Origin of the sequence: Paenibacillus tepidiphilus (assembly GCF_008635795.1) — a bacterium.
Taxonomy (GTDB): domain Bacteria; phylum Bacillota; class Bacilli; order Paenibacillales; family Paenibacillaceae; genus Paenibacillus_AQ; species Paenibacillus_AQ tepidiphilus.
On record NZ_VWRQ01000005.1, the window covers coordinates 117,723 to 141,557 of the forward strand.

At 55.3% G+C, this 23,835-nt stretch carries 25 protein-coding genes; 7 read left to right on the forward strand and 18 right to left on the reverse strand.

Going from position 1 to position 23,835, the window contains the following annotated elements; translation table 11 throughout:
- The first annotated feature begins 151 nt into the window (after positions 1-151).
- Positions 152-754 carry a GNAT family N-acetyltransferase gene (locus F1379_RS08235; protein WP_150268352.1) on the forward strand — a complete coding sequence of 201 codons (603 nt, stop codon included), beginning with the start codon at positions 152-154 and terminating at the stop codon, positions 752-754.
- Positions 751-1,596, forward strand: a complete 846-nt coding sequence (modD, locus tag F1379_RS08240) for a ModD protein (protein WP_150268355.1) — start codon at positions 751-753, stop codon at positions 1,594-1,596. The genes F1379_RS08235 and modD overlap by 4 nt, the downstream gene beginning before the upstream one ends.
- Positions 1,597-1,635: 39 nt before the next feature.
- Here modD and F1379_RS08245 read toward each other — a convergent pair whose 3' ends face one another.
- From F1379_RS08245 to F1379_RS08265, 5 genes are all read right to left on the reverse strand, one after another.
- A complete protein-coding gene (locus tag F1379_RS08245; RefSeq protein ID WP_150268357.1) occupies positions 1,636-2,766 on the reverse strand; it encodes a DUF4179 domain-containing protein in 1,131 nt (376 codons plus the stop codon).
- A complete protein-coding gene (locus F1379_RS08250; RefSeq protein WP_338046110.1) occupies positions 2,756-3,295 on the reverse strand; it encodes a sigma-70 family RNA polymerase sigma factor in 540 nt (179 codons plus the stop codon). The genes F1379_RS08245 and F1379_RS08250 overlap by 11 nt, the downstream gene beginning before the upstream one ends.
- A 172-nt stretch (positions 3,296-3,467) precedes the next feature.
- Complete coding sequence (locus tag F1379_RS08255; RefSeq protein WP_150268359.1) at positions 3,468-4,703, reverse strand: aminopeptidase; 1,236 nt, start codon at positions 4,701-4,703, stop codon at positions 3,468-3,470.
- Positions 4,704-5,057: 354 nt separating this feature from the next.
- Positions 5,058-5,405 (reverse strand): hypothetical protein, encoded by a 348-nt coding sequence (locus F1379_RS08260; RefSeq protein ID WP_203457071.1) that lies wholly within the window; start codon positions 5,403-5,405, stop codon positions 5,058-5,060.
- Between the two features lie 160 nt (positions 5,406-5,565).
- Positions 5,566-6,336, reverse strand: coding sequence for an exodeoxyribonuclease III (locus F1379_RS08265; RefSeq protein ID WP_150268790.1), 771 nt, complete (start codon positions 6,334-6,336; stop codon positions 5,566-5,568).
- A 237-nt stretch (positions 6,337-6,573) separates the two neighbouring features.
- Between F1379_RS08265 and F1379_RS08270 the strand changes: the two genes are divergently transcribed.
- On the forward strand, positions 6,574-6,864 hold the full coding sequence (locus F1379_RS08270; RefSeq protein WP_150268363.1) for a hypothetical protein: 291 nt from the start codon (positions 6,574-6,576) through the stop codon (positions 6,862-6,864).
- A gap of 129 nt (positions 6,865-6,993) precedes the next feature.
- On the opposite strand, the gene F1379_RS08275 is transcribed toward F1379_RS08270, so the two are convergent.
- Both F1379_RS08275 and F1379_RS08280 read right to left on the reverse strand, forming a co-directional pair.
- Complete coding sequence (locus F1379_RS08275) at positions 6,994-8,100, reverse strand: citrate synthase/methylcitrate synthase (RefSeq protein ID WP_150268365.1); 1,107 nt, start codon at positions 8,098-8,100, stop codon at positions 6,994-6,996.
- 124 nt (positions 8,101-8,224) lie between these two features.
- Entirely contained in the window at positions 8,225-9,070 is an 846-nt protein-coding gene (locus F1379_RS08280) for a helix-turn-helix transcriptional regulator (protein ID WP_150268367.1), read from the reverse strand.
- Positions 9,071-9,272: 202 nt separating this feature from the next.
- On the opposite strand from F1379_RS08280, the gene fabF reads away from it, so the two are divergent.
- Entirely contained in the window at positions 9,273-10,511 is a 1,239-nt protein-coding gene (fabF, locus tag F1379_RS08285) for a beta-ketoacyl-ACP synthase II (RefSeq protein ID WP_150268369.1), read from the forward strand.
- A gap of 372 nt (positions 10,512-10,883) precedes the next feature.
- On the opposite strand, the gene F1379_RS08290 is transcribed toward fabF, so the two are convergent.
- The 8 genes from F1379_RS08290 to F1379_RS08325 form a co-directional block, all read right to left on the reverse strand.
- Positions 10,884-12,323, reverse strand: coding sequence for an arabinan endo-1,5-alpha-L-arabinosidase AbnB (locus F1379_RS08290; RefSeq protein ID WP_150268371.1), 1,440 nt, complete (start codon positions 12,321-12,323; stop codon positions 10,884-10,886).
- A gap of 260 nt (positions 12,324-12,583) precedes the next feature.
- A complete protein-coding gene (locus F1379_RS08295; RefSeq protein WP_150268373.1) occupies positions 12,584-13,654 on the reverse strand; it encodes an ABC transporter ATP-binding protein in 1,071 nt (356 codons plus the stop codon).
- Between the two features lie 99 nt (positions 13,655-13,753).
- Positions 13,754-14,326, reverse strand: a complete 573-nt coding sequence (locus F1379_RS08300) for an HXXEE domain-containing protein (RefSeq protein WP_150268792.1) — start codon at positions 14,324-14,326, stop codon at positions 13,754-13,756.
- 2 nt (positions 14,327-14,328) lie between these two features.
- Complete coding sequence (locus F1379_RS08305) at positions 14,329-15,360, reverse strand: phosphotransferase family protein (protein WP_239004599.1); 1,032 nt, start codon at positions 15,358-15,360, stop codon at positions 14,329-14,331.
- Positions 15,361-15,489: 129 nt separating this feature from the next.
- Complete coding sequence (locus tag F1379_RS08310) at positions 15,490-16,458, reverse strand: sugar phosphate isomerase/epimerase family protein (protein WP_150268375.1); 969 nt, start codon at positions 16,456-16,458, stop codon at positions 15,490-15,492.
- 23 nt (positions 16,459-16,481) lie between these two features.
- Positions 16,482-17,567 (reverse strand): Gfo/Idh/MocA family oxidoreductase, encoded by a 1,086-nt coding sequence (locus F1379_RS08315; RefSeq protein WP_150268377.1) that lies wholly within the window; start codon positions 17,565-17,567, stop codon positions 16,482-16,484.
- Between the two features lie 19 nt (positions 17,568-17,586).
- Complete coding sequence (locus F1379_RS08320; protein ID WP_150268379.1) at positions 17,587-18,684, reverse strand: Gfo/Idh/MocA family protein; 1,098 nt, start codon at positions 18,682-18,684, stop codon at positions 17,587-17,589.
- Positions 18,677-19,444, reverse strand: a complete 768-nt coding sequence (locus F1379_RS08325; protein WP_150268381.1) for a sugar phosphate isomerase/epimerase family protein — start codon at positions 19,442-19,444, stop codon at positions 18,677-18,679. Before F1379_RS08325 ends, F1379_RS08320 begins: the two co-directional genes overlap by 8 nt.
- A 271-nt stretch (positions 19,445-19,715) precedes the next feature.
- Here F1379_RS08325 and F1379_RS08330 point away from each other — a divergent pair, with 271 nt between their 5' ends.
- Positions 19,716-20,534, forward strand: a complete 819-nt coding sequence (locus F1379_RS08330; protein ID WP_150268383.1) for an AraC family transcriptional regulator — start codon at positions 19,716-19,718, stop codon at positions 20,532-20,534.
- Here F1379_RS08330 and F1379_RS08335 read toward each other — a convergent pair.
- Positions 20,531-20,755, reverse strand: a complete 225-nt coding sequence (locus F1379_RS08335) for a hypothetical protein (RefSeq protein WP_150268385.1) — start codon at positions 20,753-20,755, stop codon at positions 20,531-20,533. The genes F1379_RS08330 and F1379_RS08335 overlap by 4 nt on opposite strands.
- Positions 20,756-20,942: 187 nt before the next feature.
- Entirely contained in the window at positions 20,943-21,425 is a 483-nt protein-coding gene (locus F1379_RS08340) for a Fur family transcriptional regulator (RefSeq protein WP_150268387.1), read from the reverse strand.
- A gap of 196 nt (positions 21,426-21,621) precedes the next feature.
- Between F1379_RS08340 and F1379_RS08345 the strand changes: the two genes are divergently transcribed.
- Both F1379_RS08345 and F1379_RS08350 read left to right on the forward strand, forming a co-directional pair.
- Entirely contained in the window at positions 21,622-22,170 is a 549-nt protein-coding gene (locus tag F1379_RS08345; protein ID WP_239004600.1) for a hypothetical protein, read from the forward strand.
- A 146-nt stretch (positions 22,171-22,316) separates the two neighbouring features.
- Entirely contained in the window at positions 22,317-22,991 is a 675-nt protein-coding gene (locus tag F1379_RS08350) for an S-layer homology domain-containing protein (RefSeq protein ID WP_150268392.1), read from the forward strand.
- 78 nt (positions 22,992-23,069) lie between these two features.
- On the opposite strand, the gene F1379_RS08355 is transcribed toward F1379_RS08350, so the two are convergent.
- Positions 23,070-23,825 carry an amino acid ABC transporter ATP-binding protein gene (locus F1379_RS08355; RefSeq protein WP_150268394.1) on the reverse strand — a complete coding sequence of 252 codons (756 nt, stop codon included), beginning with the start codon at positions 23,823-23,825 and terminating at the stop codon, positions 23,070-23,072.
- Positions 23,826-23,835: the final 10 nt, after the last annotated feature.

Here is a 23,835-nt window from a genome sequence, read left to right on the forward strand (position 1 = left end):
CCGCAGACTTTATGTAGGCAGCTTAATAATGGGTTTCTCACTCCATTCTAATTGATAATCATTATCATTTCTAGTTTAAAGTATTGTTTTCTTTGACGGCCGCCGCTAATATTGGAATATATTAACTATACTATATAAAGGGTTGACAATAATGAATGTACATCTGGAGCTTACCGATCCATCGAAATCCTATATCATCAAGAATCTGTACCCTTTGTATCTGCATGATTTGTCCGGACATTATGAGCTGGAGGACGGCCCGCAGCTGAATGCGCATGGCATCTTTGAGGATGATGAAGAGGTCAGAACCTTGGCGGAGCAATATCATGTGCAAAATATTTGGTGGGACAAGCCCGGCTGCCTTTATCCGTTCCTGATCCGGGCCGGTAAATTGCCGGCGGGCTTTGCGCTGGTGGCCACCCCGCCGCACTGTGCAGCGGGAACCGACTACTTCCTGAACGACTTCTTCGTGCTGCAGCCGTTTCGCGGCAAAGGCATTGCCGGACAAGCCGCGCTGCAGGTCTTCCGGCGCTTCCGGGGGAACTGGGAGCTGTTCACCAATCCCGCTGAGAAGAATGTTGCCGGCCGCAAATTCTGGCAGCGGACCATTGCAGCGTATACCGGCGGCAATTACGAAGAAGAGTACCGCGAAACTTTTGACGGGTATAAGCTTGCGTTCCGTTTTAATAATAAGAGCTTTAATTCTGGCCCGCCGCTCGGCGGACAATCCACTCTGAAGGAGCAATACCCGTGATCTATTTATCGGATGAAGCGATAGACCGCATAATTGCCGAAGACGCGCCTTATGGCGATCTGACGACTTGGGCGCTGGATCTCGGCGGAAAGCAAGGCGTCATGCGCTATTACTCCCGGGAAGCGGCTGTGCTGTGCGGAACCGAGGAAGCGTCACGCATCTTGTCCAAGCTGGGAGCGGAGGTACACTTCTCCCTGCCTTCCGGTACATGGACCGGTCCCGGTGAGACCTTCCTGGAAGCCGCAGGACCGGCCGAGGCGCTGCACATGGCCTGGAAAGCGACGCAGAACCTGCTGGAATGCTGCTCAGGCATCGCCAGCAAAACAAAACGCGTCGTCGACCAGGTCAAGGCGGTAAATCCGGCTGTAGCCGTCGTCGCCACACGCAAAAGCTTCCCCGGCACCAAGCAGCTGGCGGTCAAAGCGGTCCTGTGCGGCGGAGCCTTCCCGCACAGGCTTGGACTCTCCGAATCGCTGCTGGTCTTTGCCGAGCATATTCATTTTCTGGGCGGCTTGGAGGAATTGGTCCGGCGGATTCCGGAACTGAAGGCCAAGCTGCCGGAGAAGAAGCTGATCGTGGAGACGGATAACGCAGAGACCGCCCTGGCGCTATGCCGGGCGGGTGTCGATGCTGTGCAGTTCGACAAGCTGACGCCGGAGGCGCTGCGTGCCGCTGCCGCGAGTCTGCGGGCGGTAAACCCCGGCATCGGCCTGCTTGCGGCAGGCGGCATCCGCGAGGAGAATGCGGCAGAATATGCAGCCACCGGCGTCGATGCGCTGGTGACAACCAGCCTCTTTTTTGCCGGACCGGCGGATATGAGTGTTCACATTACTCCCGTATAGAGCAGCGGTGGCGCTGCGGGCAATGCTGAAAGATATCCATCATTGCAGCAGCTCGAATCGCAGTTCCCCGTTCTCTTCACCCGGTTTGGTCCGGATAATCAATTCGAGCGAATCGGGATTATCGAGCATATTGCTGCTATACAGCCGCTCGTAGCCGCCTTCCATACCGTAACCGGTGGAGGCATTCAAATTAACCGGTACGCCGTGGGTTCTGGAAACCATCTCTGTATACATCCCGGCCTCAAAGATTTCCTGGCGCACCGGCCAGGCCTTGTCTCCCTCATTAAGGTATGCCATTCTGACCCGCACCAGCAGCGGTGACAGCTCCACCTGGGCCAGCGATACTTCATGACCCGCCAGAGTGAACTGCTGATCCGGATAAATAATCCTTGTAGCGTACTGCTTGAATTTGGCATCTAGCGTAAAGCTGATTTTGAGACGAGGGGAATAATGCATATCCGCCATAATGGTTCCTGTCTTGGGATCATCCATCTTGCCGGGATTGACCGACGCAACCTGCAAGTCCGCTTCGAGCCGTTCCGGAAAAGGCTTGCTCCGGTCCAGATAGATCACTCTTTTGCCATAATACTTATGATAATTGTCTTCGCCGGACATCAATTCGTGGGCCCCCATCCCATTGCCCGTATCCAGATAAGTGCCCGAACCGGTTTCCTTCAGCCTTGCACCGCTGAAACCGTACACTTCCTGGCTGGCATCGGTGGTGGCTGAGTACAGCATGATAATCATGTTCTCATCGGCCGTGACGGCATCCAGCGTAACCCGGTAGGGTCCGCTTTCCACGCTCTTGCCGATCAGTTGAATATATTCATGACGGATAGCGGAGTTAAGCGACTCATGATTAATGTCCAGCAACGACAAGCGCTTAAAGCCTTCCAGCTCCCCCCAGTTCACCTCCTGTACCTTCGTGGTGTGCGGCGAAGTATTGTGAATCCCCGGCAAAATAAACAGCAGCAATATAACCACTGCCGCGGCCGCCAGCGCAAAGATCATTCCTCTCCGCGGTAAGGTATGGCGCTCTCTGCTCCTGCCCTCGTTCAGTCCCTTCATCACTGCCAGCCGGACATCTCCCGTCTCCCGGATCTCTTCCCTCTCCTTCATCAACACTGCGGACTCCGCCCGCATCCCGTTCTCCAACCGCTCAATACTCATTCCATTCACCCCGATTCTGCATGATAGCCCGCAGCTGCTTCAGCCCTTTATGCTGCCAGGTCTTGACCGTCCCCTCGGGCTTACCGAACATTTCGGCGATCTCACCCAAGGTCATGTCGTGATAATACTTGAGCAACAGTACATGGCGGTATTTCGGCTTGACCTGATCCAGCGCCCACAGCATCTCCAGCCTGTCCGTATTGTCGTATGCACCGGTTTCACCCATATGTTCATCCGCAGTCGGCACACTGCGCTTCCTTCTGCGCTGCTCGTCGATGCAGACATAGATCAGAATCCGGATGAGCCAGGATTTAAAAGCCTGCGGATGCTTCAGCGTCTTGCGCTTGATCCACGCCCGGCAGGTCGCTTCCTGCACCGCCTCCAGCGCGTCATGGCGGCGGCGCAGGTAGCTGTAGGCAATACTGTAAAGCTGGTCGCTGTGCTCCAGCACCAGCTCATAGAAGCGGCCCTCCTCCTGCGGCACAGCGGGGGCCAATTTCTGCATCTCCACCACCTTGGGCATCGTCATGTCACTCCCCTCCTCTCTCTCTATGGTTTAAGACGGAGCATCGGCCCAAACCGTTTTGGGGATAGCTGAATTATTTCCGGAGTCGCTGAAAAAACAAAACCGTTTACCCGCCTAAGCGGATAAACGGTATTGACCCCATTTAATCACAGGGACTTGCTTTTGCTAGTCTTGCTTACAGCACCCAGTTCCCCTTGCGGAACACCGGCTCAATGGTTCCATCAGCCAGCTCACCGTCGATATCCAGCTCGGCAGAGCCGATCATAAAGTCGACATGAGTTAGGCTGACATTGGCACCGCGCTGCACCAGCTCCTCGCTGGAGAGGCCGACGCCGCCCTCAATATTAACCGGATAGGCGCTGCCGAGTGCCAGATGGCAGGAGGCATTCTCGTCGATGCCTGTATTGTAGAATACGCGGTTCAGCCGGGAAATCGGCGAATCATGCGGCACGAGCGCCACTTCACCCAGGTAGGATGCGCCTTCGTCCGTCTCCAGCAGGGAGGTGAGGTGCTCTCGGCCGGATTTGGCGTCATAAGCCGTTACCTTACCATCCGTAAAGGTAACGGTAATGCCGTCAACCAGCCGTCCGTTCAGGTTCAGCGGCATCGTGCTGGTCACCGTACCGTTGACGCCGGTGCGGTGCGGCATCGTGTAAATCTCTTCGGTCGGCATATTCGCCACGAAGTACACACCGCTGGCGTTCTCACCGCCGCCGCCGCGCCATAGATGCCCTTCCGGCAGTGCAATGCGCAGGTCTGTACCCGGCGCCCGGTAATGCAGGCTCTTGTACCGCTTGGCGTTCATCCGGTCCTGGCTCTGCTTCAGGTCAGCGATATGCCCGCGCCAGGCCGCCACGGGATCGCCCGCAGCATCGACCCGGTTCATATGGAACACGGCTTCCCACATGGCATCAATCCGCGCTTCGGCCGGCAGATCGGCGAAGACTTTGTCCGCCCAGGCGCGTGTCGGCGCCTTGACCAGCGACCAGCTGATTTTGCTGCTGCGGGTAAAGTTCTGATAATTCTTCCGGGCGATGGCCGCCGCTTTCACTGCAGTGGATACCTTCTTCGAATCAATGCCGTTAAACAGCTCCGGGTCGGGAACTTTGATATGTAATATGGCTCCGCCTTCCTGGGCAAAGCCTTCCAGCATATCCGCATGCCACTGCGGGTAATACCCGAAGGAATCTTCCGGCGCCTTCTCGTAACGGATACGCGTCACCTGCTCATCGTCCCAGTCGACCATGACATATTTGGCTCCCGCTTCGTATGCCTTCCCCACGATCAGGCGGGTCAGTTCAGCTGTCTCCAGCGGTGCATGTACCATCAGTACTTGTCCGGGCTGCACATTCACCCCGACCTTTACCACCAGTTCCGCGTATTTATCCAGCAAAATTGCAAAGTCATTCATAACCGTTCCTCCATATCCGTAGTGCCAAGGTACAGGCGGTAAGATAAACATCCCCACTATTCTAACGCAAAATCTCCAGGGATGCACCCTTATGGCTGCAAATCCAGCCAAGGTCCGGAATATTATCGTCCGCTTTGATCCGCTTCGAGCCGGAGATACGTTTCGCCGATCATCTGGCCACGCTCTAAGCAGTAAATGTCAACAGACTGGCGGCAACTCTGGCGCCAGTCTAGTCTTCGTCCAGGGGACCAGGATAAGGTTGCGCCCGGCATCTGTTAATCCCGTCCCAAGCTGATAAATCCGGGGGCGGCCAGCGAAGCGCAATTCCCAAACCTCGTCTCACCCGCAGAGCAGCTATTGTTTGTCTACATGGAGCAGGGTTACCGTCTTGAGCTCATAGGTATGCGCAATTGCCGCTTCCGACAGGATATTGAGTTTGATCAATCCGGCCACCTTGGCCGGATCGGTCTTGGACAGCAGCCGCCACACCTGAGGATCGGGCAAGGCATGATACAGCTTCTCATCGTCAAATTCCTTGCGCTGCTGCGTTACCAGCTTCACTCTGTAGCTGCCGATCACCGTCTCCTGCTGTTCCGTCTCCTGGCAATGGGCCACAATCTCCTGGCGTAATATTGCCAGCTCTTGCTCCAGCTCCTTTTGCTTCGCCTTCAGCTTGAAATATTGCTTAACCTTCGTCTCCATCTTCACTTCACGCTCCTCTCCTGATATGTGTATGCAGGAGAAGAACCAAACTGGCTCTCCATAGGACAATTCTCAGTCCATCCACTCAAACATAAGGGACTGAACCAGAAGCCGTGATGACGGCTCCGGGACAGTCCCTTATGGGTCAGAAGCATAAGCTTTATTCTGCTCCGGCTGTATCTTTAAGCTTCAGCACCACGGGGCAATGATCGCTGCCAAGAATATGGCAGTCGATTTCGGCGTCCTCCAGACGGGGCGCCAGACGTTCAGAAGCCAGGAAATAATCGATGCGCCAGCCCACATTCCGTTCCCTGATCTTCGGCATATAGGACCACCAGCTGTACATGTCTTCCCGGTCAGGGTAGAAATGCCGGAACGTATCGATAAATCCGGCTTCCAGCAGCGTCGTCATCTTCCCCCGCTCTTCGTCGGTGAACCCGGAATTACCCCGGTTGGACCTGGCATTCTTGATATCAATCTCCTGATGGGCCACATTGAGATCGCCGCAGACAATCACCGGCTTCAGGCGGTCCAGCTCCAGCAGGTAATTCCGGAAGCGGTCCTCCCATTCCATCCGGTATTCCAGCCGTGACAAGTCGCGCTTGGCGTTCGGCGTGTACACATTCACCAGATAGAACTCGGCGAACTCCAGCGTGATGATCCGGCCTTCGGCCTCACTGTCCTCCTCGATTCCATAGCGGACGGATAGCGGTTCAATCCGGGTAAATACCGCTGTGCCGGAATAGCCTTTCTTAAGCGCATAATTCCAGTATTGCCGGTACTCTTCGCCGTGCTCCAGCACGATCTGCCCCTCCTGGAGCTTCGTCTCCTGCACACAGAAGATATCCGCGCCCGACTGGCGGAAATAATCATTGAATCCCTTGTTGACACAAGCCCGTAAACCGTTGACATTCCATGATACCAGTTTGATCAAAGCACATTCTCCTAACCCAAAACAGAATATACTCTAGTTTATCATAGAATGCGCCGGATGAAATCCGGGAGCAGGCCTGTGGAACAAACTAACAAACCGGGCCAGTGAGCGGGCGGAACCGATGCTGCCTGCGGTAAATCTAGCAAATGTGTCAATCTCCTAAGGCATCTGGCAAAGCCAGCTACAGGGTGTCCGAATAAGATAATCTATCAAATGGCAAAGGAGGTCAACCCCATGGCAGTCTTATTGCAACAGCAACCCTTTACGCTCGACCCGCTGTCCGGAAGCTCGTATTACGAGGATCTGGCCGGCGGCAGTGCCGCAGCGGTTACAGTCATCAACAATTCGGCATTTCCGGTAATCTTATCCCTGCTGATCGCCGACAGAGGAATCGTTGAATACGTGATTCCTGCATTTCAAAGTCTTACACTGAAGGCTAGCCCGTTATTGTATGCCGCGCTCTTTAATCCCAATGCAGCAAACCCTGTAACAGGCTATCTTACAGTCGCCACAGCAATTTACTAAGCATTACCCTTGAGTGCTTGAGTATCCGCCCATACTCGCTCATTCCTCTCCTCTTCAGCCTCCCCGCACGCTTAACGGCGTTTCGGGGAGGTTTTTGGCATGCGCGGAGAAGATTGCTGCCCGCCGTGACTATACCTGCTCAAGCTCCGGCATCGGCCCCGTGTACACCGACTGCGGGCGGAAAATACGGTTGCCTGCCCCCTGCTCCTGGATATGCGCTGTCCATCCGACAATACGGCCCATCGTGAAAGTCGGGGTAAAGATGGCCGGATCGAGGTGCAGTGCGCGCAGTATCGCCGCAGCATAAAATTCAACATTCGTAAATAAGCGGCGTCCCGGCTTGTATTCTTCAAGCAGACGGATGGCCGTATGCTCCACATGGATGGCCAGGTCGAAGGATTCATCCTTGCCGATCATTTCCTGGGTGGCAATTTGCAGCGCTTCGGCGCGGGGGTCCTTGGTCTTATAGATCCGGTGGCCGAAGCCCATGATCTTGCCCTTGTTGTCCAGCACATTGCGGATCCACGGCTCGGCATTCTCCTTGCTGCCGATGCCTTCCAGCATCGAAATGACCTCGTACGGCGCTCCGCCGTGCAGCGGTCCCTTCATGGCGCCGATCGCCCCGGCGACCGCAGCGCACATATCCGATTCGGTAGAGAGCACGACCCGTGCGGCAAACGTCGAAGCATTCATGCCATGCTCCATGCAGAGGATGAGATAAGCGCTTAGCGCCTGGACATGCGCCTCCTCCGGAACCTGCCCGTTCAGCATATACAGATAGTTGGCCGCATGGCCCAGCCCGGAGAGCGGCTCTACCTCAGGCAGTCCGTTCAGCCTGCGGTAACGGTAGGCAATGATGGTCGGCAGCACAGCCGTCAGTCTTACGGCCTGCCGGACCGTAGGCGGCCAGGCGGTATGCTCCGGACTTCCCAGAGCCGCCACTGCGCTCTGGAGCACCAGCATCAGCGGCACTGAGGCCGGAATCAGGTCGATCATCTTTTTCAAATAGTCCGGCATCGCCCGCTGTGCAGCCATCTCCTGCACCAAAGTCTGCAATTCATCCCGTTCAGGCAGTCTGCCATTCCAGAGCAAATAGGCCACTTCTTCATAACTTTTGCTGACGGCCAGCTCTTTGGCCCAATATCCCCGGTACACCAGATACCCCTTCTCGCCGTCCACGAGGCCGATATCCGTTTCGCCGGCTACAACGCCTTCCAATCCGGTTACTTTCACCATATATACGTACATCCTTTCCGTCTCATGTAAGGATTAATCACCTTAATAGGAGTATATACGCGAAATGTAATATTGCATATTTATAGTTTTTTATGAATTCATAAAAAAAATTGATCGACAGCTTTCATGCCTGTTGCTCCATTAACCGGCGTAATTTCCCCTCCGTGTTGGAATCCCCGGCCGGTGTGTATATACTGCATCTTAAATCCGCTCCGCCATGCACCTGCAGCGAAGTGAGATGAAAGAGCATTTTGCCGGCTTTGGCATGGCGGAATTCCAGTACGACATCCGGCGCAGAGCTGACCCTGCTCTCTTCCCACAGCCGGCTAAAATCCGGATGCTCTTCCTTCATCGACGCTATGAACCCGTCATACCAGCTATCATCGACGTATTGCCCGTAATAGGCGCGGAAGATCGCCAGATATCCCCGGACGAACTGCTCCCAGTTGACGGCCAGACGTTTGAATTCCTGCCGTACAAACAAGAGCCGGATCATATTGCGGTCTTCACGGGCCAGCCGGGCAAAATCAAGGAACACATGGGCCGCCGCTTCATTCCAGCCCACGATCGCGCACCGGCGGTCCGAAATAATCGTGGGGCAGGTGGTCAGCTCGCGCAGAATTTTTTGCAGTGCCGGACTCACTTCCGGCTCTTCTTCCAGAATATACGGCTGATGTCCGGTTCCGTTATCCAGGGCAAGGGCAAACAGATAACTGCGCTCGTCCTTGGTCAGCATCAGCGCCCCCGCAATACATTCCAGGACCGATGGCGACACTTTGATATCTCTTCCTTGCTCCAGCCACGTGTACCAGGTGCTGCTGACACCGGCAAGCTGGGCCACCTCTTCTCTTCGCAGGCCGGGCGTCCGTCTGCGGTTACCCTCCGGCAGTCCGGCGGCGGCGGGGGATATGGCCGCCCGGCGCGCTTTCAGAAATTCCGACAATGCTTGCAGTCTGGTCTGATTGGACACTCTGCTCCTCCGTTCCGGTAACAAACTGTATTTAGACATACAAACTTTATTCAAGGATAGTAGTTATTATACTAGGATAAACTCCAACTTGTAATAGGATAACCGAAATGGAACAATACATATATTCCCGGATGGGACGGATGGAGAATGAACAATGTAAGCAGGATTTTCTGCGGAAGTAAATAAAGGAGGAACATAGAATATGGAACGTGTAGTTATTACGGGTATGGGAGTCATTTCACCGCTTGGAAATACCGTGAACGAATTCTGGAGCCGGCTTGCCGCAGGCGAATCCGGCATTGGGCCGATCACTGCATTTGACACGGCAAATTACAAAGCGAAGATCGCCGGACTTGTGCGCGGGTTCGATGCCGAGGCCCGCTTCGGCCGCAAGGAGGCGCGGCGGATGGACCTGTATTGCCAGTACGCGCTCGCCGCCGCAGAAGAAGCCTGGGAGCAGTCCGGGCTTGGGATGCAGCCGCCGGATGGCGAGAGGTTTGGCGTCTACATCGGCTCAGGGGTAGGCGGAATCCACACGCTGCTGGAGCAGGCGGAAGTGCTGCGGACGCGCGGCCCTGAACGGGTCAGCCCTACGCTGATTCCGATGATGATCGGCAATATGGCTTCGGCGATGATCAGCATGCGGTTCGGCGCGCATGGTCCTTCTATGTCGCCCGTGACTGCTTGCTCCATCGGCAATACCGCCATCGGTGAAGCTTACCGGCTGATCCGCTTCGGCATCGCCGATTGCATGATCGCCGGCGGCGCCGAGGCGGCGGTCACCCCGATCTCGCTGGCCAGCTTCGGCAATGCGGGTTCGCTCTCGACCCGGAATGCCGAACCGCATAAGGCCAGCAGGCCCTTCGACGGCGCTCGCGACGGCTTCGTCATCGCCGAAGGCGGTGCCGTGCTGATCCTGGAGTCGCTCTCCCACGCGCTGCGCAGAGACGCGAGAATATACGGCGAGGTGCTGGGCTATGGCGCCAGCTCCGATGCCTATCATATGGTGGCAACCCATCCGGAGGGACTGGGTGCGTATCAGGCGATGTCGGCAGCCTTGAAGGAGGCTGCCATCCAACCGGGCGAAGTGGACCTCATCAGCGCCCATGCCACCTCCACCCTGCTGGGGGATCGTTCGGAGACACTGGCCATCCAGCGGATGTTCGGTGAGGACGCCAGCCGCATACCAGTGACGGCCAATAAATCGATGACCGGCCATACACTGGGCGCCGCCGGCGGTCTGGAAGCTATCGCCTTGCTCAAAAGTCTGCTCGAAGGCCTGATTCCGCCAACCCTTAACCAGGAGTCTCCCGATGAACTCTGTGATCTGGATGTTGTGCCGAATGTCGCCCGCAGGGCGGAGCTCCGCACAGGCATCTCCAACTCCTTCGGCTTCGGCGGGCACAATGCCGTTATTGTACTGCGCAATTATGAGCCGTAAGCCGTAACAGCTGCAACCGAATAACTGACGGCGTATATTCAATCTCCGTCAGGAAGATTAATCCGAAAAACGCATAATTGTGTTCCGTACAACTAAAACATGCGGATGATCCGTCTTCCTCTGTATAGTTGCATTTCGTACATCTATAACGGGCGTTTGCTCTCACTCGTCAACTTTTTTTCAGATTTAGTTGCAGGAAGTGCAGCTATCTCCTGCATTCAGAAGAAATTGCCGGAGATAATTGTACAGAATACAATTATCTCCCGACGCAGGATGAAATGACAAAGAAATCGCCCCCGGCAAAGGTCAGCGGTATACTTCCACTTGACCAAAAGGGGCGATTTCTTTATTTGTTCTTACAGCCGGGCCGGGTTATTCGCCTGTGCTCTTAGGCGACTCATGACTGGCCCATACGGCGATACCCTCCTGTGAAATGGCGCTGAAGGTCATCACCTCACTGCCGGTCGCTTCATTCCATTGCGAGAGAAAGACGCCGCTGTATGCAGTACCGTTGATCATCAATTCCGCCTTATGCTCTCCCTTCAATGTCCAGGTTCCGCTTACCGCCCCGGTAATTTGTCCGTCCGCCGTCAATTCGATCAGCTGGGATTTGACGATATCCGCCGTAATATCTTTACCGTGATTGATATATTTATAAGTTCCGGTGAGCTGTTCCTGCTTGTAGGCGCCAATCTTCTCTCCGCTGTAGCGGTGCGGTGCCACCACCGGCCAGCCTTCCTCGTTCATGAACATCTGGTGCACCCGGACCTCATGCGCTTCTCCCCCGTTCGGGAAACGGGTATGGAACAGCAGATAATATTGTCCGCTCTTCTCGTCGAAATAAGCCGAGTTATGCCCCGGGGACACGTAACCGGAGCCAAGAACCGTCGACTCCTTGTCCGTGCTGTTAAAGACAAAATTACCCATTAGCTTGACCCCGTATGGCGCATAGGCCGGGTCATCGAACAATACGCCCTCCGTGCCCTTGGCGTCCAGCATCGGCTTGCCTTCCGAATCCTCGAAAGGACCGTCAGGATTCTTCGACCGGGCCACCCGGATATTGTAACCGCCGTGAGAGTCCAGACCCCCGTAGGAGAGAAAGAGGTAGTAGTAATCAGTTTCAGGACTGTATAGCATGTAAGGCCCTTCGATCCGGGCGTGATTCGCACCCAGCAGCTTCTTTCCGTAACCCTGATCCGGCAGCGGGAAACCGGTGGCCGGGTCCATCTCCATAATAAAGATGCCGCCCGAGTACGAGCCGTAAACCATCCACAGCTTACCGTCCTCATCAAAGAACACGTCAGGGTCTACCACGTTGGGCTTCTGCGTCGCATCATAAATCTCGCCGTCAGTACCGATACCGGCCATGCCCGATTTCAGGAAGATTCCCTGATCCTTGTACGGGCCTTCGATCTTGTCCGCCACTGCAATGCCCATGGCCGACAGCGGGGAGTCCCCTTTGCAGGCATTGTAGTACATGTAAAACTTGCCGTCCTCCAGCTGGATCACATCGGGCGCCCACAGCGTATTCGTCTGCGCCCAATTAAAGGTTGCACTCAATTCCTCCGTCACATTCGGAATCAGCTTATTCCCGTCGGCGACCTCGCTGGAGATTTGTGTCCAGGACATCAGGTCCTTGGATTTGGCCGAGGCCAGGTGCGAACCGAACACATAATACGTATTCTTCACCTTGATTACGGAAGGATCATGGACCGATACATTGTCATACTGCGGCTCTCCGCCGCTCCCCGCTCCGCTGCAGGCCGTTAATAACACCAGGGATACCAATGTGGTGACTGCGCTCTTCTTCATCGTTCTACCTCCTATGTATACCCTTTCATTTTGCGGCGGACAGGCGGTAAAGTCAATACTTTTATTTAATTATATTAATACTAGTTTAAGTATATGTGAAATAAAACATTCAGCAGCGCTTACATTTACAGTTTGCCGCCTGCTTGTGTATGATTGCAGCTTGCCATTACCTGCGGCTCCTTATACAAGGATTCAAAAAAGCGCCAAGCCGCATGCACGGCCTGACGCTAATAGATACAGTATGATGTTAATCCGTCCGATTAATACGCGCCGCTATTCCCAAGGAGCACTGGCTCCGGATAAGCGTTCGGCAGTACGCGGCGGACCTTCTTCACAACCTCCGGCGGCTCAACCTGCGGAGCCATCGGATGCATCAGCCAGGACTTGACTAAATGCGAATCGGATACCTTGTACATCGGAGGTTCCTTCTCCATGTCGATAGCCATGGCATAAGTGCTGCGCAGTGCGAAGGCATCGCCCTTCGGCGGCTTGATCAGATCCGGAGGCGTTCCCGGAATCGCAGTCAGCTTGCTGCCTTTGCTCTCCAGGCTTGGCATGGATGCCAGAAGGCCCCAAGTGTAAGGATGTCTCGGATCATAGAAAATCTCCTGCGCTGTTCCCATCTCCACAATTTGACCGGCATACATTACCGCTACGCGGTCAGCCATGCGGGCAACTACGCCCAGGTCATGCGTGATGAAGATAATAGCCGTACCGATCTTCTTCTGCAGATCCTTCATCAGATCAAGGATTTGCGCCTGGATCGTTACGTCAAGCGCGGTTGTCGGTTCATCGGCAATCAGCAGCTTCGGATTCGCTGCAAGCGCCATAGCGATGACGACACGTTGGCGCATCCCGCCGCTGAATTCATGCGGATACTGCTGGAAACGCTTCTCCGGCGAAGGAATGCCGACCAGGCCGAGCAATTCGATGGCCCGCTTGTATGCGGCTTCCTTGGAGATCTTCTCATGCTTGAACAATACTTCGGTAATTTGCTTACCGACCTTCATCATCGGATTCAGGGAGGTCATCGGATCCTGGAAGATCATGCCGATTTCCTTGCCGCGGATCTTCTGCATCTGCTTCTCGGACTTGCCGATAAGGTCCTGGCCCTCGAACAGAATCTGTCCGCGCTTGTACATGCCCTGCGGCTGCGGAATCAGCTTCATTACAGCTTGCGAGGTTACGCTCTTACCGGAACCGGATTCGCCTACAATCGCGAGTGTTTCCCCTTTATTGACATGGAAGTTGACGCCGCGGATGGCTTGTACCTCTCCGCCGCGTGTTTTGAATGAGATTGCTAAGTCTTTTACCTCTAAAAGGCGCTCCATTCTGCCACCCTCTCTGTTCCTTTTCAAATTATGACAACGGTTCTCAGTCTATAGATAGAGAGCAATAAGTAATATTTTATCTAGATTACTGCCTGTCCGTCAAGGCTTTTCTGAAAACAAAGCTGACATGGCGGAATCTTTTTCAGACAGGTGACGGCGCTTTCGGCTCCGGAGCAGCAGCAGGACGGCCGGGGGCACCAGTACAAGCAGCAGAAGCAGCGCCAGTCCGATGTCCTTACCGTCCACAATACCGTCAAGCAGCAGGCGGTAAAAAGCATATAACGAATAAGGCAAGGCGATCAGCACCGCTGTAATCACACCGGGTGTATACAACCGCAATAGTATACTTTGTCCCAAATGAGTAAATACATGCAGCAGGAACAGCGCCAGGACACTCAGAAACAGCAGATAGAAGGAAAAGAACACGGCCAGCACAGTAACCGATACGATCAGCATATACACAAATAGAACATCCATAGCAAAATTGCGTGTGGTCATCTGCAGCGTGCCTAGGTATTGGTTCCTCAGCTTCTCCGGCAGCCTGTCGGCCGTTTCCCCGGAATGCTTGTTCCCCCAGCTTTCTATAGTAAGTATCTCTTCGAAGTCGTGAAACATGAAGCATACGGGCAGCAGCCAGAACAGGCTAATCAGGTCAACATGTGCATTCAGCATGCTCAGCACTCGACGTCCCTCCCGCAACCACTTGCCGGGCCGCCGGGCCGCTCAGGGCTGTATTCGCTGCCGGTGCATCTCTTCCAGCCCTCCAGCAGATTACCGCCCGCCCACTTCCGGTGCTCTTCGCCATACTTGCGGGAATAGCCCTCAATGAAGAAGATCAGGTCGAGGTATAGATCATACAGCTTGATCCGCGCCTGTTCGTTCGGGCTGACAAACTCCTCTCCATAGCCGCGCAGAAAATGCTTGTTGTCCTCCACATAGCGAAAATAATACTCCAGCAGCGGATCGCCCCAGAGGGCCCGCTCCCAGTCGATCAAGCCCGTGATAACGCCGTCCTTGACGAACACATTGCCGTTCCAGAGGTCCCAGTGTACCAGCCTCGGCTCCTTCACCGCTTCCAGCGCGGGCAGCAGCTTGTGAATCTCCGTCCTGAGCCGCTCTGCCGGAACCGGCAGCTCCGCCCACAGCCGCTCCCCGTCCTCCAGCAGACGGAAGAGGATGGCGCCAAAGGTCTCGCGCCAGCTGCCGTCCAGCGGATGCCGGGCTGCCCGGAACAAGCCAAACCGTTCTCCGCGGACTTCATTGATGAGCCGGTTATACCGGCCAAGCTCCTCTTCCACTGCCGCGCGGGTTTCTGGCGGAAGCTGTTCTTTGATATCGCTGTAGGGTTCGCCCGCGATTCTCTCCATAAAGAAATAGTCTCCGAAAATCAGGCTCCGGCTGCCATCATATCCATATACACGCGGTACCGGAACGGTTCCGGCTGCCTGCATCAGCTGGAGGGCCTGGACCTCCGCAGCCATAATATCGTGCTCGTAGCTCAAGATTTCCGCCTCAGCCAAAGGCGCCACCTTCAGAATCGTGCAGGTGCCGTCCGACAGCACCAGCTCATAAGCCGAATTGAAATATCCGCCGGTCAGCTCCCTCCTGCCAGCAATGGCGATATCCGGGCCGAATATAGACGCTACCAGCCTATCCTGCTGTTCTGCGCTCAGCTTGTGCTTCGTTGCGCTTTCGATGTTCCCCACCTCTTGTCCGTTGTAGTATACGGTTAAATTATACCTGAACAAGCAATATTAAGATGTTAAAGATTAACAGCAAGAAGACCGGCAGCTCCTGTGGAGCGCCGGCCTTTCGCCGCAGTAACCGGACCTAGCTTAGACCCACCACATCTCGCTCAGCGGCTCTTCGATCAGCACCTGGCGCAGATTGTCGACAGCCTTCGAGAAGCCCTCTTCAACAGACATCAGTCCATCCTCATGCTCAATGCTGACCACATAGTCGTAACCGACCAGACGCAGCGCGCTCATGATATCCGCCCATACCTTGACATCATGTCCGTAGCCCACCGAACGGAACTGCCAGGCCCGGTCGAGCATCTTGGTGTACGGCTGCATGTCGGTCAAGCCGTGCATGTTCACGTTCACGGGATCGATGACGGTATCCTTGGCATGGAAATGGTGAATCGCATTCTGGCGGCCAAGAATATGAATGGCCTGTACCGGATCGATGCCCTGCCACCACATATGGCTCGGGTCGAGATTGGCTCCGATCGCTTCACCCGCTGCTTCACGCAGACGCAGCAGTGTAGCGGGAGTATGCACCGAGAATCCGCCGTGCAGCTCCAGGCCGATCTTCACGCCGTGATCAGCAGCGAATTTGCCCATCTCGGTCCAGTAAGGGATCACCTTGTTCTCCCACTGCCAATCGAGAATTTCCTTGAAGTCGTTCGGCCATGGAGCTACCGGCCAGTTCGGATACTTTGCGCCCTCATGGTCGCCCGGACAGCCGGAGAAGGTGTTGACGACCTGAACTCCCAGCTTCTGAGCCAATTTGACGGAATTCACGAAATCCTCATGATCCTTGCGGGCCAGATCAGCCTGCGGGTGCAGCGGATTGCCGTGGCAGCTCAGTGCGCTGATCATCAGCCCGCGCGATTCTACGGCATGCTTGAACTCGTTCAGTGCCGTTTCATTCTCCAGCAGCAGTGCCGGGTTGCAGTGGGCATTGCCCGGATTTCCGCCGGTGCCGATCTCGACGGCCTTCAGTCCTTTTGAAGCTACATAGTCCAGCGCATCCTCCAGCTTGCGGCCGCCGAACAGCACCATAAATACTCCCAGTTTCATTGTCTGTCGTCTCTCCCCGTCTATTAGATAAAGTTATATTCCGGTGTATAGATATCGAAGTTCTTGAGTGTCTGCTGGCTCTCGGCTGCGGTGAAGATCGCCTCGATCAGGTTCTGCACCCGCAGCACCTGTTCATTGTTGACAATGGGCTCCGCTTTGCCTTCGAGCACATCGACGTAGTTGTCATAGAAGCTTGCAGGCAGTTCAGCAGCCGGCGGCAGCGCTTCGGTGATCGTAGCGCCCTCCGAAGGAGGAGCCATCGTCTTCGTCAGGCCTACGCCTGCACGGATCGGAGTCGGCTCCCGTTTCACGCTGTCATTGTTGCGGGTGACGATCCGGCCGGTGAGCGACCAGTCTTCAATCACCGCAGTTCCCTCAAGCCCCTTGACGTACCAGCGCGGGAGCGTAATGAAGTTGGTCGTACCCACTTCAACAACCGCCTGAACACCATTGCCGAATTGCAGAACGGCTTCGAACCCGTCATCGACCTCATTGCCGAGAATGAAGCTGAGGTTGGCGCTTACGCTGACCACCGGACTGTCAATCATGAACAGCAGCTGATCGAGCAGATGCACGCCCCAATCCAGCAGCATGCCGCCGCCCTGGGCCTTGATATGCCGCCAGTCGCCCGGTATTCCATTGGCCCCGTGCACGCGGGATTCGATGCGGAACAGAGAGCCGATGGTCTCCTTATCGTACATTGCCTTGACGATACGGAAATCTTCATCCCAGCGTCTGTTCTGATGAACCATCAGTACCCGTCCGGCCTTTTCGGCTTCAGCAGTCATCTCCCTGAATTCATCCGCCGACATTGCGACCGGCTTCTCGCAGATGACATGCTTGCCCGCGCGGAACGCCGCAATGGCAATATCCTTATGCACATCGTTGGGCGTTGCGATCAGCACCGTCTCCACCGCCGGATCGGCCAGGACGCCGGCATAGCTGGCATAAGCGGTGTAGCCTGCTTCAACGGCAGCAGCACTGCGCTCTCCAAGCAGATCGTATACACCGGTGACTTCCAGACGGCCGCAGTCTTTGATTAATTGCGTGTGGTAGCTTCCCATCCCACCGTAGCCGACGATGACTACGGAATGCTTCGTTGAACTCATGCTGTCTTCACTCCTGTTATTACGCGTCCGCGCTTCCGTCGAAATAGACGGCGCGGCCTGTGCGTGCGGATTCATAAATAGCCTCAAGGATCTGGGTGACTACAAGCGCCTGCTCCGGCTTCACCAGCGGCTCTTTATCCTCTCTGACCGCCTCCAGCCACATGCGCGCCTCACGGTCAGCGTCGGTCTCGGCTTTGCCGTCATAGAAGGCTACCCCGCCGGCGTCCATATCGACTTTGGTCTCGAACAGCTTGCCGGACTTCTCGCCGTTGATCCGCAGCCCGTCCTTCATATCTGCGCCGCCTTCGGTTCCCGCCAGCAGCGTCTTTGCCTCGCCGAATTCGGATACATTCAGCGCCCAGCTCGATTCCAGGGCAATGGTCGCACCATTCTCCATGGTAATGAACCCGAATGCGGAGTCTTCGACCTTGAACTGCTCAGGGTCCCACGAGCCGAAGGCGTTGGCCGCATTCTTGCGCTGGCCCAGCTTGTGGAAGGTAGAGCCGACGACCATGCGCGGCTTGTAGTTATCCATCAGCCACAGGGTCAGGTCAAGGGCATGGGTGCCAATGTCGATCAGCGGGCCGCCGCCCTGCTTCTCTTCGTCCAGGAATACGCCCCAGGTCGGAACAGCGCGGCGCCGCAGGGCAATGGCCTTGCCGTAATAGATGTCGCCAAGCTCACCGGCTTCGCACATTCCCTTCAAGTACAGGCTGTCGTCACGGAACCGGTTCTGGTAGGCGATGGACAGCTTCTTGCCGGTGCGCTTCGCCGCTTCCAGCATTTCCCGGGCCTGGGCAGTTGTCTTGGCCATCGGCTTCTCGCAGAGCACATGGTTGCCGGCTTCAAGCGCAGCTACCGTAATTTCGGAGTGGCTGTCGTTCGGGGTACACACATGTACGATATCAAACCCGCCAGCGGCAAGCAGCTCCTTATAATCGGTATAAACAGCGGCTCCTTCAGCGCCGTAGGTTTCTGCGGCCTGCTGCGCCCGTTCCTGAACAATATCGCAGAAAGCGACCATTTCAGCATCACTCTGGCGGGAAAGGCTCGGCATATGCTTGCCGTTGGCGATCCCTCCGCAGCCGATAATTGCAATTTTAAGTTTGTTAGACATGAACTTTTCCTCCTTGAGCGGCATAGGTTTGTATCCATTTCATACTGTCAGCGACACTTTCCAGCGGCGGGCGGCTGCAGAAATCCTGCTCGACGACTGCCCATTCCACACCGGCAGCGGCCGCAGCTTCAATGATAGCGTGAAGCGGCACTTCACCTTCACCGAGCACCACGGTTTCCGCAGAGCCATCCTCGCGTTTCTTCATATCCTTCAGATGTATGACCGGCAGGCGTCCCGCATAATTGCGGATGTACTCCACCGGATCATAGCCTCCGTAATAAGCCCAGCAGGTATCCAATTCAACCTCCAGCAGGTCAGCGGGGACGGAAGCAAAGATAGAGTCAAATACGGTCAGCTCCCCGTTCTTCTCCGTAAATTCAAATTCGTGATTATGATACAGCAGCGTCGCGCCTTGTGCCTTGCAGGCTTCACCGATCTTGCGGAAATCAGCGGCGACGTGCTCCCAGTTGCGTTGCTCCTCCGTAAGATAAGGCACGATTACCCTGCTGTTGCCGATCTCCAGATTGTAACGGATTTCCTGCTCCGTTTCGTTCAGGAGGGTATCATAAGGACGGTGCGCTCCCAGAGCCACCAGTCCGGTCTCCTGGAGGAGCGCGGCAATCTCAGCCGGGCTGCGGTCAAAATAATGATAAAACTCGACTCCGGCATAACCCAGCTCTGCCACCTTGCGCAGCGTACCTTCGAAATCCTGCTCCAGCTCTTCCCGCAGCGTATACAGCTGCAAACCAATCTTCAGCATGCTTTCTTCACTCCCGACTATGTAGATTTATCACTTCATTACCTGAACAAAAGGGCTGCATTTGGAAAATACAGCAAGCCCGCGTCCACGGCTCCAATCATCAAGCATCATTCGAAACAAAGTCTCAGGGGGCTCCCAGAAGCTCTCTCCGGCGCTTTATAACTGTTTTTGCTAAGAATTATGGTAATATGAAAGCGTATATATTAAAATGAATAATATGATTAAAACATGAACTATCTGGTCATCATTTATTCCGCCAGCAGGAGGTCCTATGACACAACACGCAGTCTGCCAGGTATTAACAGCCGGCTTCTCTTTCCACCGCAAGCCGTTCCACATGTCGCGCAGCGACGGTGTGCAGAATTACCTGCTGCGCCTGCAGTCGGAGGGCAAAAGCCGGACGATGGTGGACGGCACCCTCTCATCGGTGGAGGCCGGCAATCTTATGCTATTCGCCCCGTACGACCCTTATTATCTGAGTATTGAGAAGGAAGAATATCCTGCCGGGAAGCCGCGGGTGGAGAGCGGGGACTATCATATTTTTTGCGGGGGACCGTGGATTGAGGAGTGGTGGAGCCGCCGGAAGCGTCCGTTCTTGCTGAAGCTGCCGCAGAACGAGCATTTCCTCGGTCTCTTCCGCCAGCTTGTCCTGGAGCACCGCCGGTTGTCCGACTCGTCCCCTGAAATCTCCGCTTGTTATCTGCAGATTATCTGTCTGGAAATTGACCGGCTGATGAACGATCAGCCTTCGGTCTCTCCGAAGGGTTATCTGGCTTACCGCATGAAGCAGTACGTGGAAGAGCATGCCGCTTACCCGGTGCGTCTGGAAGAGGTCGCTGCGCATGTGGATATTTCCGTATCCAGGGCGGTGCATTTGTTCAAGGAATCGTTCGGCATCAGTATTGTGAAATATGTCAATGAGGTCAGACTGGAAATGGCGCGGGAGCGCATTACCTTCAGTCCCATGCCGCTGGAGCATGTGTCGGAGACCTGCGGATTTGCCAATTATACGTATTTTCACCGCATCTTCCGCAGCCGTTTCGGGATGTCGCCCAAGCAGTACCGCATCTACAGCCGGGAACAGCTTTAACGATTGTTCAGGCCGTGTCCGGACAAAGCAAAAGGAGCGTCTTCGTGGAAGAACCGCTCCTTATGTTTCACCTTATTCAGCTGCTGCCGTTTGTTCGGCGTAACCCGGACATGCTGGGAAATCGCTCCGTAATCTTCGTTGACTCTTCGCATCATAATCGGACTCCAGGTCCCGGCGCGTTCTGCTTTGCGCAGCGCCTTCTGGCTGCTCGTTCGTGCCATGATTTTGCCACACTCCTCGTATTGGGTTCATCAGCGCAGGTTGGCTGACTCATATATTGTAGCATGTTCAAACAAACCCGGCATGGGGCAAAAATAGTTAAATAAAGTCCGTACTGCAAACTGTCCGTGCAGGAGCCCTCACGAAACAGACCGGCGTCTGCCGGTCTTTCGTGAAACGGGGGGTCAGTTATGCTCCGCAAGAGATTTCCTGTTTCTTGGGGCTGGCCTTGCAGCCTTTACGGGAACAGGTGTTGAACGTGCCCTTGAAGTCGAGACGGTGGTCGGTCACCTTGAAGCCGTATTCGCGTTCCACCCTTTGCTCCAGCTCCAGCAGCCAGTCGTCCTTGATTTCCATCAGCCGGCCGCAGCTGTTGCAGATCAGATGGTGATGCATATGGTCATGCTCGTCGCCGCGCAAATCGTAGCGGGCCACTCCGTCGCCGAAATTCATTTTCTCCACAATATGCAGCTCACAGAGCAGCTCCAGCGTCCGGTATACGGTCGCCAGACCCAAATGGGGATACCCGCCTTTAATCCGCATATATACTTCTTCCACACTTAAATGTTCGTTCTCATTCGCAAGCAGCAAGTTGACGATGGCCTGCCGCTGGGGCGTCAGCTTATAATTATGGGCCGCAAACTGCTGGCTGATCTTCGCTATGGCGTTCATGCGTTCTCCTGCCTTTCTGAAGCTTAAGTATTTTTAAATTTAATATTAGTTTAGAATTATTATAAATTGAGTATAGCAAATAAGCCGCCTCTTGAAAAGCCTCCCGGCACCGATACTCCGCCCATACCCTTTTGGGCCTTCCCCCATACTCTGTTATCACCAATACCATTATCCCCATAATAAGGGAGAGTTAAAAATGATGACGACAAACCGAATTAAAGCCGCCAAGCGGCTGGTGACAGGACCGGTTCTGCAGAAGGTGGCGGGCTCCATGCTCCCGTTCTACCGCAAAATCGCCGCAAACCGCAGCTTTGCCGCAGAGTGGACAACCGCCGTCGTTTCCGCAGACCTCGCGCTGATGGGCAAGCTGCTCCAGAGCATTCCCGCCTTGTCCCAAGTGAACAATTACGGCACGAACGGCATCGGTTATTTTCTGTCCTTCCCGTTCAAGGCTCCGGTCTATTTCTACACGAACGGGACGACGATTCCTCCAGGGATGGTCCAGTTTACTTTCAGCACAGAAGCCCACCGCAGCATTGCGGCCGCTGTAGCGCCGTTATACCGGAAGCTGGCGGTGAACGCCGGTTTTGCCGCCAAGCTCGCGGATGCGATCCGCCGTAAGGACCAGGCAAGCGTGAATGCATTGATCCGCAGTCAGGTAAAGGGCAGTGGGCTGAAATCCGTCACTGTGGAGGAATCGGGCGTTGCGCTGCTGTTTCGCACCAGGTTCAGCAAGTATCCCTAACGCAACCTGTTATTTCAGGAAACCATGTAGCCGCTGAGGCCTATTTTCCGCAAAAAAGTCTCCGCGATGCAACTTTCCACTTTTTGCTGCGTTTAAGGTGTTGATAACAGCCAAACGGCCAACACTAGTCAAGAGGTGGATTTCAGATGAACATGAAAAAAAGCGCCTTCGCGGCGATCACAACCGTATCGCTGCTCTCCTTCTCTCTGGGCGGACCCGCTTTTGCCGCCGGAAGCACGTTCAAGGATATCGACAAAGTGGAGGGCAAGGACAAAATCATCTCCCTGAAGGAGCAAGGACTGATAAAAGGCATTTCCGATACCCAGTTCCTTCCCGGCTCCATCGTCTCGAATGCTCAAGGCGTGCAATTCATTTCAGGCGGCCTTCAGCTCAGCCTCGCAGCCATTGATTTCAATAAAGCGCCGCTGGCCAGTGAAATCTTCAGCAAGGTGAAAGATACAGCCTGGTATGCCGAAGCCTTCGTGAATGCCCATTACAATGATGTTGAGATTCCCGCCAGCATTGATCCCGCCAAGCCAATGACTAAGGAATTGTTCACCAGCCTGCTGATTCAAGGTGTTGAGAAGGTAGGCAATCTGCCGATGATCAATATTGTCCCGGCCGATATCGCCGATGAGGATACGATTAACCCGTCGTATCAAGGCACGATCCAGCGCTCGCTGAAGTACGGAATCAACACACTCGACAAGAACGGCAAGTTTAACCCGAAGAGCGAGCTGACCCGGGCCGAAGCCGCCGTCATGCTGTATAACGCTCTGGAGTATCTGAACAGCAAGGCAAACACTGCCGCAGGAATCTAAGCGAAATTACAGGCAAGTCTAAAGCAGGCAAACAAGCCGTCCGGGGCGTTCTCCCGGCGGCTTGTTTGCCTTGCCCTATTATTGGTGTTCCTCGCCGCGGAGCCGGCTCAGGAACTGCACCGCCCGCGGATGGGCCGCATGTCCGAGCACCCGGTCCGGCGGCCCCTGCTCCAGGATGATTCCGCCGTCCATGAGCACGAGATGGTCCGCCACATCGGCGGCAAAGGCCATCTCATGGGTGACCACCACCATCGTCATTCCCTCGAAGGCCAGCTGCCGGATAACCTTCAGCACGTCGCCCACAAGTTCGGGATCAAGCGCCGAGGTCGGCTCGTCGAAGAGCAGCACCTCCGGTGCGGTCGCCATGGCGCGGGCAATGGCGACGCGCTGCTGCTGGCCGCCGGAGAGCTGATGCGGGTAGGCATCCGCTTTATCGGCGAGGCCCACTTTGCCGAGCAACTCTCGGGCCTGGGACGCCGCTTCCGCTCTGCTGCGTCTCTGCACCGTCACCGGCCCCTCCATGATATTCTGCAGTACAGTCATGTGGGGAAACAGGTTGAAGGACTGGAACACCATGCCGGTCTTCAGGCGAAGTGCGCGCACCGCTTTGGGCGCAAGCCCGCTGCCCTCCTTGAACTCCAGACGCTGGCCCGCAATCTCCAGGCTGCCCCTGTCCGGAGTCTCCAGCAGATTCAAGCAGCGCAGCAGCGTGGTTTTGCCGGAGCCCGAAGGTCCGATAATTACCAGCACCTTGCCCTGGGCGAGGGAAAGACTGATGCCTTTGAGCACCTCCAGCGGACCAAAGGCTTTATGCAAATCACGGACTTCAATCACAGGTCACCCT

Bases quoted from the DNA above. Each gene is read 5' to 3' on its own strand.
- F1379_RS08235 (WP_150268352.1), top strand. From the start codon at position 152: ATGAATGTACATCTGGAGCTTACCGATCCATCGAAATCCTATATCATC.
- F1379_RS08245 (WP_150268357.1), bottom strand. From the start codon at position 2,766: ATGAGTATTGAGCGGTTGGAGAACGGGATGCGGGCGGAGTCCGCAGTG.
- F1379_RS08250 (WP_338046110.1), bottom strand. From the start codon at position 3,295: ATGACGATGCCCAAGGTGGTGGAGATGCAGAAATTGGCCCCCGCTGTG.
- F1379_RS08255 (WP_150268359.1), bottom strand. From the start codon at position 4,703: ATGAATGACTTTGCAATTTTGCTGGATAAATACGCGGAACTGGTGGTA.
- F1379_RS08260 (WP_203457071.1), bottom strand. From the start codon at position 5,405: ATGGAGACGAAGGTTAAGCAATATTTCAAGCTGAAGGCGAAGCAAAAG.
- F1379_RS08270 (WP_150268363.1), top strand. From the start codon at position 6,574: ATGGCAGTCTTATTGCAACAGCAACCCTTTACGCTCGACCCGCTGTCC.
- F1379_RS08275 (WP_150268365.1), bottom strand. From the start codon at position 8,100: ATGGTGAAAGTAACCGGATTGGAAGGCGTTGTAGCCGGCGAAACGGAT.
- fabF (WP_150268369.1), top strand. From the start codon at position 9,273: ATGGAACGTGTAGTTATTACGGGTATGGGAGTCATTTCACCGCTTGGA.
- F1379_RS08290 (WP_150268371.1), bottom strand. From the start codon at position 12,323: ATGAAGAAGAGCGCAGTCACCACATTGGTATCCCTGGTGTTATTAACG.
- F1379_RS08295 (WP_150268373.1), bottom strand. From the start codon at position 13,654: ATGGAGCGCCTTTTAGAGGTAAAAGACTTAGCAATCTCATTCAAAACA.
- F1379_RS08300 (WP_150268792.1), bottom strand. From the start codon at position 14,326: ATGCTGAATGCACATGTTGACCTGATTAGCCTGTTCTGGCTGCTGCCC.
- F1379_RS08310 (WP_150268375.1), bottom strand. From the start codon at position 16,458: ATGAAACTGGGAGTATTTATGGTGCTGTTCGGCGGCCGCAAGCTGGAG.
- F1379_RS08315 (WP_150268377.1), bottom strand. From the start codon at position 17,567: ATGAGTTCAACGAAGCATTCCGTAGTCATCGTCGGCTACGGTGGGATG.
- F1379_RS08320 (WP_150268379.1), bottom strand. From the start codon at position 18,684: ATGTCTAACAAACTTAAAATTGCAATTATCGGCTGCGGAGGGATCGCC.
- F1379_RS08325 (WP_150268381.1), bottom strand. From the start codon at position 19,444: ATGCTGAAGATTGGTTTGCAGCTGTATACGCTGCGGGAAGAGCTGGAG.
- F1379_RS08330 (WP_150268383.1), top strand. From the start codon at position 19,716: ATGACACAACACGCAGTCTGCCAGGTATTAACAGCCGGCTTCTCTTTC.
- F1379_RS08335 (WP_150268385.1), bottom strand. From the start codon at position 20,755: ATGGCACGAACGAGCAGCCAGAAGGCGCTGCGCAAAGCAGAACGCGCC.
- F1379_RS08340 (WP_150268387.1), bottom strand. From the start codon at position 21,425: ATGAACGCCATAGCGAAGATCAGCCAGCAGTTTGCGGCCCATAATTAT.
- F1379_RS08345 (WP_239004600.1), top strand. From the start codon at position 21,622: ATGATGACGACAAACCGAATTAAAGCCGCCAAGCGGCTGGTGACAGGA.
- F1379_RS08350 (WP_150268392.1), top strand. From the start codon at position 22,317: ATGAACATGAAAAAAAGCGCCTTCGCGGCGATCACAACCGTATCGCTG.